The organism is Craterilacuibacter sp. (assembly GCF_051659485.1).
Lineage (GTDB): Bacteria > Pseudomonadota > Gammaproteobacteria > Burkholderiales > Chromobacteriaceae > Craterilacuibacter.
Window position 1 is genome coordinate 1 of the sequence record NZ_JBOFOO010000439.1, and the last position, 6,691, is coordinate 6,691.

Annotated in this window: 7 protein-coding genes; all 7 read right to left on the bottom strand. The window is 58.4% G+C overall.

Annotation, left to right across the window (positions count from 1 at the left end):
* Positions 1-1,787 (bottom strand): flagellar hook-associated protein FlgK (gene flgK / locus ACRC1E_RS14830; protein ID WP_438515875.1); only part of this gene is annotated, 1,787 nt, incomplete at its 3' end.
* 61 nt (positions 1,788-1,848) lie between these two features.
* The gene (flgJ, locus tag ACRC1E_RS14835; protein ID WP_438515876.1) at positions 1,849-2,784 is read right to left on the bottom strand and encodes a flagellar assembly peptidoglycan hydrolase FlgJ; all 936 of its coding nucleotides are present in this window, start codon (positions 2,782-2,784) and stop codon (positions 1,849-1,851) included.
* A 47-nt stretch (positions 2,785-2,831) separates the two neighbouring features.
* Positions 2,832-3,926 carry a flagellar basal body P-ring protein FlgI gene (locus tag ACRC1E_RS14840; protein WP_438515877.1) on the bottom strand — a complete coding sequence of 365 codons (1,095 nt, stop codon included), beginning with the start codon at positions 3,924-3,926 and terminating at the stop codon, positions 2,832-2,834.
* An 8-nt stretch (positions 3,927-3,934) separates the two neighbouring features.
* Positions 3,935-4,585, bottom strand: a complete 651-nt coding sequence (locus ACRC1E_RS14845; RefSeq protein WP_438515878.1) for a flagellar basal body L-ring protein FlgH — start codon at positions 4,583-4,585, stop codon at positions 3,935-3,937.
* Between the two features lie 66 nt (positions 4,586-4,651).
* Positions 4,652-5,434, bottom strand: a complete 783-nt coding sequence (flgG, locus tag ACRC1E_RS14850) for a flagellar basal-body rod protein FlgG (protein ID WP_438515879.1) — start codon at positions 5,432-5,434, stop codon at positions 4,652-4,654.
* 26 nt (positions 5,435-5,460) lie between these two features.
* Positions 5,461-6,204, bottom strand: coding sequence for a flagellar basal body rod protein FlgF (locus ACRC1E_RS14855; protein WP_438515880.1), 744 nt, complete (start codon positions 6,202-6,204; stop codon positions 5,461-5,463).
* A gap of 20 nt (positions 6,205-6,224) precedes the next feature.
* Positions 6,225-6,691 (bottom strand): flagellar hook-basal body complex protein (locus ACRC1E_RS14860; RefSeq protein ID WP_438515881.1); only part of this gene is annotated, 467 nt, incomplete at its 5' end.

Sequence of the window (6,691 nt, forward strand, 5' to 3'; positions counted from 1 at the left end):
TGAATAATTTTACTGGACGCCTGATACGCCTGCTGAAAACGGATCAGGTTGGCGGCCTCTTCATCGAGATTGACACCGGAAAACGACTCGCGCGCCAGATAGGTTTCCTTCAGGGTCACCGCTTGTGCCTCCGAGGCTATTTTCACTTCATTGGTCTTGGTGCCGATAAAACTCACCAGCTGCCCAAAGAAGCCCTGAAAATCCGTTGTCTTGCCGACAGTGCCATCCGGCTGGAAATTGGCAGTGCCATTAGGGGTACTGCTCATGGTTTTCTTGGTCTGAATCTTGACCAGTTCCAGCATATTGCTGTTGTCCGAAGGGGTGAAATCGGCCTTGCCTTCCGGCGTATCCAGCCCGCTGGCCTTGGTCGATATCGTCAGCGTAGCCTCAGCGTCACCCATTCCCTCGGCCTTGAACTCGATCACCAGTGCAGGATCTGTCTGGCTGGTCAGGATGTAGCCACCGGCCACACCCGGTGCATCGGTCACGTCGTAACCGGCCGCGCTAAATGGCGGCTTTCCATTCGGCGTGTACTTGAGTTCGATATCAGCAGGCAGACTAGGCACCGCATCATCGTGGCTACCCTGTGCCGTCTGCCATACCGAAGAGATCGTCGGTTTGAGGACACCTTCATGCGGCAGTGATGCCTTGAGTGAAGAGCTGACCGCCAGCTTGGACGGGTCGGTAATCGCCACCGAAAAGTTCGCCGCCGCATCGCGGTAAGCCTTCATCTGCGATTCCAGCGTTTCAACCTCGCCGGTTCGTGGATTGAGCTCGCCAACAGCGACAGGGCGAAAATTGCTCAGGCTCTTGAATATATCGCCGCCAGGCTGGTTATACAGATCGCGCCCGACACCCGATTGACGGTTTAGCTGGTCGGCCACCTCCATCACCAAACGCCCCAGATCCGCCTGCGAGCGATTCAGCGCCTCGGCCTTACTGTTGATCAAGCCTGACAGCGAGCCGCCTTCAAACAGGCGGTCCGGAATGCGTACCGTGCCGTTACTGCCGGCATAGGCAATTTCAAGTTTTTGCGGGTCATTCAGCGACTCGACCACTTCCAGCGGAAAATGGTCGCCCGATGACACCAATGCCTGGCCACTACCGATAGAGATGGTATAGCGGCCATCCGACTGCACCGTCACATCGGCTTTCACCAGACGGTTCAAGTCCAGTACCAGCTGATCACGCTTATCCATCAGATCATTCGGTACGGCACCACCTTGACCCATGGACTGGATCTGGACATTGATTTCGGAAATCTGTTTGCCGATGGCGTTGACCTGGCTCACGCTGGAGCGGATCTGGGTATTGATCCCCTCGCGCAGCTCTTCGAAACGGCCATTAACCAGCTGCACCCGTCCGGCAAACGCCTGAGCGCTATTGATCACCGCCTGACGGGCCGGTATCGAATCCGGCGTCGAGTTCAGCGCCTGCATGGACTTGAACAAATCGGACATACTGGAACCCAGACTGGTACTTTCATCCCCCAGCAGGTCTTCCAGTTGCGACAGATACGCCATCTGCGTCGACAGTTTGCTTTCCTGCGTCGTAGCCGTGGACAGCTGACGCTCCAGATAACTGTTGTAGACGCGGTTGACCGCCGTCATCTCGACCCCGCGCCCGACATAGCCGTAACCTTGGAAGCTGGGCATCTGCGCAGCCTGACTCACGCGCTGGCGATGGTACCCCGGGGTGTTCACGTTACTCACGTTCTGCGCCACGGTACTTATCGCGACTTGTGCCGCATTCAGGCCGGACAGTCCAATGCTGTAAATACTGGACATATTATCTCCTTCATTACACCCTGCTTATCGACCAAGCCAGCAGAATGTTTAGCAATAACTATCAAACTTTGGCGCTACGCGCGACGGCCAGCAGTTTCTGGGCGTAGGCCGGGTCGGTTGCATACCCGCCCTGCTGCAGTGCTTTGCCATAGGCGGCAGCATCGCCACCGCTACCCAGCGCCGCCTGATAACGCGAGCTGCCCTGTATCAGACGGGCGTAATCACTGAATGCATCTTCCAGCGAGGCGTAAGAGCGGAAGCTCTCAACCTGCTTTTGCGCCTTGCCAGCGACAAACTCGGTCGTCAGCGTTGCCACGCTATCGCCCTGCCAGCTGCCGCCTGCCTTGATACCGAACAGGTTGTAGCTTTCGCGCCCGTCCGGATGACGGATGGCGCGCTTGCCCCAGCCCGACTCCAGTGCGGCATGACTGACGATCAGGTGCGCATCCACCCCCAATTGCTTGGCGGCTTTTTGTGCATGTGGCAGCAGGGTTTCGACAAAGGCACGCGCTTCGCGCGGAATTTCGCTGACGGCCGGTGCGCTAGGCAAGGCGGCAGGATCGGTTATCGTCTTGACCGCCAGTCGCGCCCTATCCAGCGTCTGCAACAAGGGCGCCGGTATGCTATTGGCCGGCGTCGCCAGGCGTTCGACATCACGCGGCGCCACATCGACCTGCGACAGCTTGCCGATTTCGCGTGCCAGCATGTCGCCCATACCGATACCGCCGGAGCCGACCATCGCCTGTACCATTTGCTGGTCCAGCATGCCGCGCCAGGTCTGCATATCACTGCTGTCTTCTTCATCACCCAGTTCGGTGGCGCGCATGGCGCGCACCATAGTCTCCATCAGCATGGATTCGAACTGGTGCGCAACCTGGCGGATACCTTCTTCCGGGCTTTTGCGGGCAATATCGGCCAGCCGGCTGGCCCCCGAGGGATCTAGCGCCAACTGGCGGGATAAATCGGTGGCGGGATTAAGAGATGACACAACGGACATTCAAGCTCTCCTTATTGTGCCCAATGCAGCAATAATAGTGCCAACTATCAGATAATTTGCAATTCGGCCTTGAGTGCGCCGGCTGCCTTCATCGCCTGCAGGATGGAGATCAAGTCCTGCGGGCCGGCGCCCAGCGAATTGAGGGCAGCGACCACCTTGGCCAGATCAACGCCGCGCGGCACGCTGATCACCTTGCCGCCATCCGCCTTGATATTAATATCGGCCTGATTGGTGACGGCAGTCTGGCCGCCGGCCAGCGCCCCAGGCTGACTCACTTGCGGCGTATTTGTCACCGTCACCGACAGATTGCCATGCGCCACGGCACAAGGCTCCAGCGTCACGGTCTGGTTCATCACGATAGAGCCGGTGCGCGCATTAACGATCACCAAAGGGGAGGCTTTTGCCGGCGTGACGGCAATATTTTCCAGCCGCGCCAGAAACGCCACCCGCTGATTGCTGTCCTGCGGCGCAGAAACTTCGACCAGACGACCATCAATGGCGCGGGCAACGCCAGTACCGAATTCGCGGTTAATAGCCATCACCACGCTATTGGCGGTACTGAAGTCGGCCTCGTTCAGCTCCAGTTCGACAACACCCTGATTGGATGCGGCCGGCGCATCACGTTCGATAATGGCACCACCCGGCACCCGTCCAACCGACAGGTGATTGACCTGCACACTACTACCTGCGGCAGAAGCCCCGACGCCACCGACAATCAGGCTGCCTTGCGCCATGGCGTAAATCTGTCCGTCCACGCCCTTGAGCGGCGACAGCAGCAAGGTGCCGCCACGCAGACTTTTGGCATCACCCAGCGACGAGGCGGTGACGTCTATTTTTTGGCCGCTGCGGGCAAACGCCGGCAAAGTTGCCGTCAGGCTGACGGCAGCCACGTTTTTCGGGTCCAGCTTCATTCCTTGCGGAATTTGCACCCCCAGCTGGTTGAGCATATTGGCGAGCGACTGGGTGGTAAACGGCGACGAGTTACCCTTGTCGCCACTGCCATCCAGACCCACCACCAGACCGTAACCGATCAGCTGGTTCTGACGCACACCGGCAATGGTGGACATATCTTTCAGGCGTTCGGCCTGAGCCTGCCATGGCAAGGCTAACGCTGCCAGCAGAATAAAAACAATGCGCTGCACAGGCACTCCTAGAACGGCAAAATGGTCAGAAAGAAGCGTGATAGCCAGCCGGTCTGGTTAAACAGCCGGTTGCTACCCTGATTGACCTGCTCGACACGGGCATCGGCCATGCGCGTAGACGACACCACATTCCCCTTCTTGATATCGCGCGGATTGATCACCCCCGACAAGCGCACGACTTCCAGCTCCTCGTTGATTTTCATCTGTTTCTCGCCGCTCACCGCCAGATTGCCATTGGCCAGCACCTCGATCACCGTCACCGAAATCGAGCTATTGAAAGAACTGGCATTGGTATTACTGCCCTTGCCGTTACGGCTGGCAGAACCGCTGCCATTCAGGGAGGTGCCACCGAGTTTGTTTTCCAGGAAGTCGGAGAAGAATGGAATATTGATACTGGCGTCGATGCCGCCCTTGATGCTGGCATCGCGGTTACCCTTGGATTCTTCGCTCAAGGAGGAGCGGTTGCTCTCCTCGATCTGCACGGTGAGGATATCGCCGACCCCGACCGGCATGCGGTCTTCAAACAAGGGGCGAAAGCTGGCCTGCTGAAAGATGGAACCATTGGCCGGCACGCTCATGGGCACTGGTTGCGGACGCACCGACACCGGCTGCTGCACGATGGAGGGGGTTTGCACCGCACAAGCTGCCAAAGCCAACACCAGCAGAATCCCATACCCCCGCACAACGGCGCGGCCTAAACATCTGAACATACTCAAGTTACCCGTTTATAACTGCGCCACGCGCTGCAGCATCTCGTCGGCGGTCTTGATCGCCTTGGAATTCATTTCAAATGCGCGCTGCGCCTGTATCATATTGATCAACTCTTCGGTCACGTTGACGTTGGAGTCTTCCAGATAACCCTGGCTGATCCTGCCACGCCCCTCCGTCCCCGGGTCACCCTCGATCGCCGCACCGGAAGCTGCTGTTGGCAGGTATAGGTTTTCACCCAGACTCTCCAGCCCCTGCGGATTGATAAATGACGCAGTCTGGATGGTACCCGCCACCACCGGATCGGGATTACCCTTGATGAAATACTGCACCACACCCGAGTCGGAAATACTGACTTGGGACGCATCCGACGGAATGGTAATCGCCGGATCCAGTGCATAGCCGGCCGAATTGACGATAGTGCCTTCTTCATTGCGCTTGAATTCGCCATTGCGGGTATAGCCGGCAATGCCGTCCGGCATCTGGACGCGGAAGAATCCGTCACCAACGATGGCCATATCGAAAGTCTGCTCGGTACGCACCATATTGCCCTGCGTGTGTATGCGTGCCGAGGCGACTGCAGCCGAACCGGTACCCACCTGCAAGCCGGTAGGCAAGCTACCGCCGCCGGCAATCTGGGCACCGGGCTGGCGCAGCGTCTGGTAATAGAGATCCTCGAACACCGCATTGGAGCGTTTAAAGCCCTTGGTATTGACGTTGGCGAGGTTGTTCGAGGTCACATCCAGCCGGAACTGGCTGGAGTCCATGCCGGTTTTGGCGATATATAGCGAGCGCATCATGATGGCTTATCCTTGTTCGGGGCCGCTTAGGCGTTGAGCGACAGCAACTGGGTCGCGCGCTGGGCATTCTGGTCGGCTGTCTGCATCAGTTTCACATGCAGGTCGTAATGGCGGGCATGGCTAATCATCTGCACCAGCGATTCGACCGCGTTGACATTGGAGGCCTCCAGCGCACCGGAGACCACGCGCACATTGGCATCCGGCTGCGCCACACCACCTCCATGCAGGCGAAACAGGCCATCCTCGCCCTTGTATACGCCACGTGCGCCGGGGTTAACCAGCTTGATGCGGCCGACTTCCTGCGGATTGCGGTCGCCGCCATCGGTAGGCACTGCCGACACCGAGCCATCCTTGGCTATCAATACACGGCTATTGGGCGGCACCTGCAAAGGGCCGGCCTCACCGATAATCGGCAAGCCGCTGCGGGTACGCATGGCGCCGGCCTCGTCGATAACATAACCGCCATCACGGCTATAGGCCTCGCCGCCATCCGGTGCGGTGACGGCAAAAAAGCCGTCATTGGCCAGTGCAAAATCGGCCTCGTTGCCGGTCTGCTGCAAGCTGCCCTGCGACAGATCGTGGCCGACGGTATTGTCTACCTGATACACGCGGGTGGGCGAACCCTCGCCCACCACCGGCAAGGCACGAAACACCACCTGATCGGCCTTGTAGCCATTGGTGTGGACGTTGGCCAGATTTTGCGCCGTGGTCGATTGTTGCCATTCGACGTGTTTGGCGCCATTCATGGCCAGATACAGCATGCGGTCCATCGCCTAGCTCCTCAATGCGATCAGCGGATATTGATCAGCGTCTGCAATACCGTATCCTGCGTCTTGATGGTCTGCGCATTGGCCTGATAAAAGCGCTGCGCGGTGATCATATTGACGAGTTCGGTGGTCATATCGACGTTGGAGTCTTCCAGCGACGCCCCCTGTACATAACCGACGTTACTGCTGCCCGGTGCATTGATCTTGGCGCCACCAGAAGCAAAAGTCTCGACCCAGCGATTGTCACCGGTAGGCTGCAAGCCTTGCGCATTGGCAAAGTTGGCCAGAACGACCTGACCGATGATCTTGCTCTGGCCGTTGGAGTAACGCGCCTCGACATAGCCCTCCTTCGAGGTGCTGACACTGGACAATACCCCGTCAGCCCAGCCATCCACGCGCTGCTCGGCATTGGCATACGGGCCTGCATTCTGGGTAAAGCCTGCCATTTCAACCGCGATACTCAAGGGTGCACCACCACTGGTTACCGCCT

Bases quoted from the DNA above. Each gene is read 5' to 3' on its own strand.
- flgJ (WP_438515876.1), bottom strand. From the start codon at position 2,784: ATGTCCGTTGTGTCATCTCTTAATCCCGCCACCGATTTATCCCGCCAG.
- flgG (WP_438515879.1), bottom strand. From the start codon at position 5,434: ATGATGCGCTCGCTATATATCGCCAAAACCGGCATGGACTCCAGCCAG.
- ACRC1E_RS14855 (WP_438515880.1), bottom strand. From the start codon at position 6,204: ATGGACCGCATGCTGTATCTGGCCATGAATGGCGCCAAACACGTCGAA.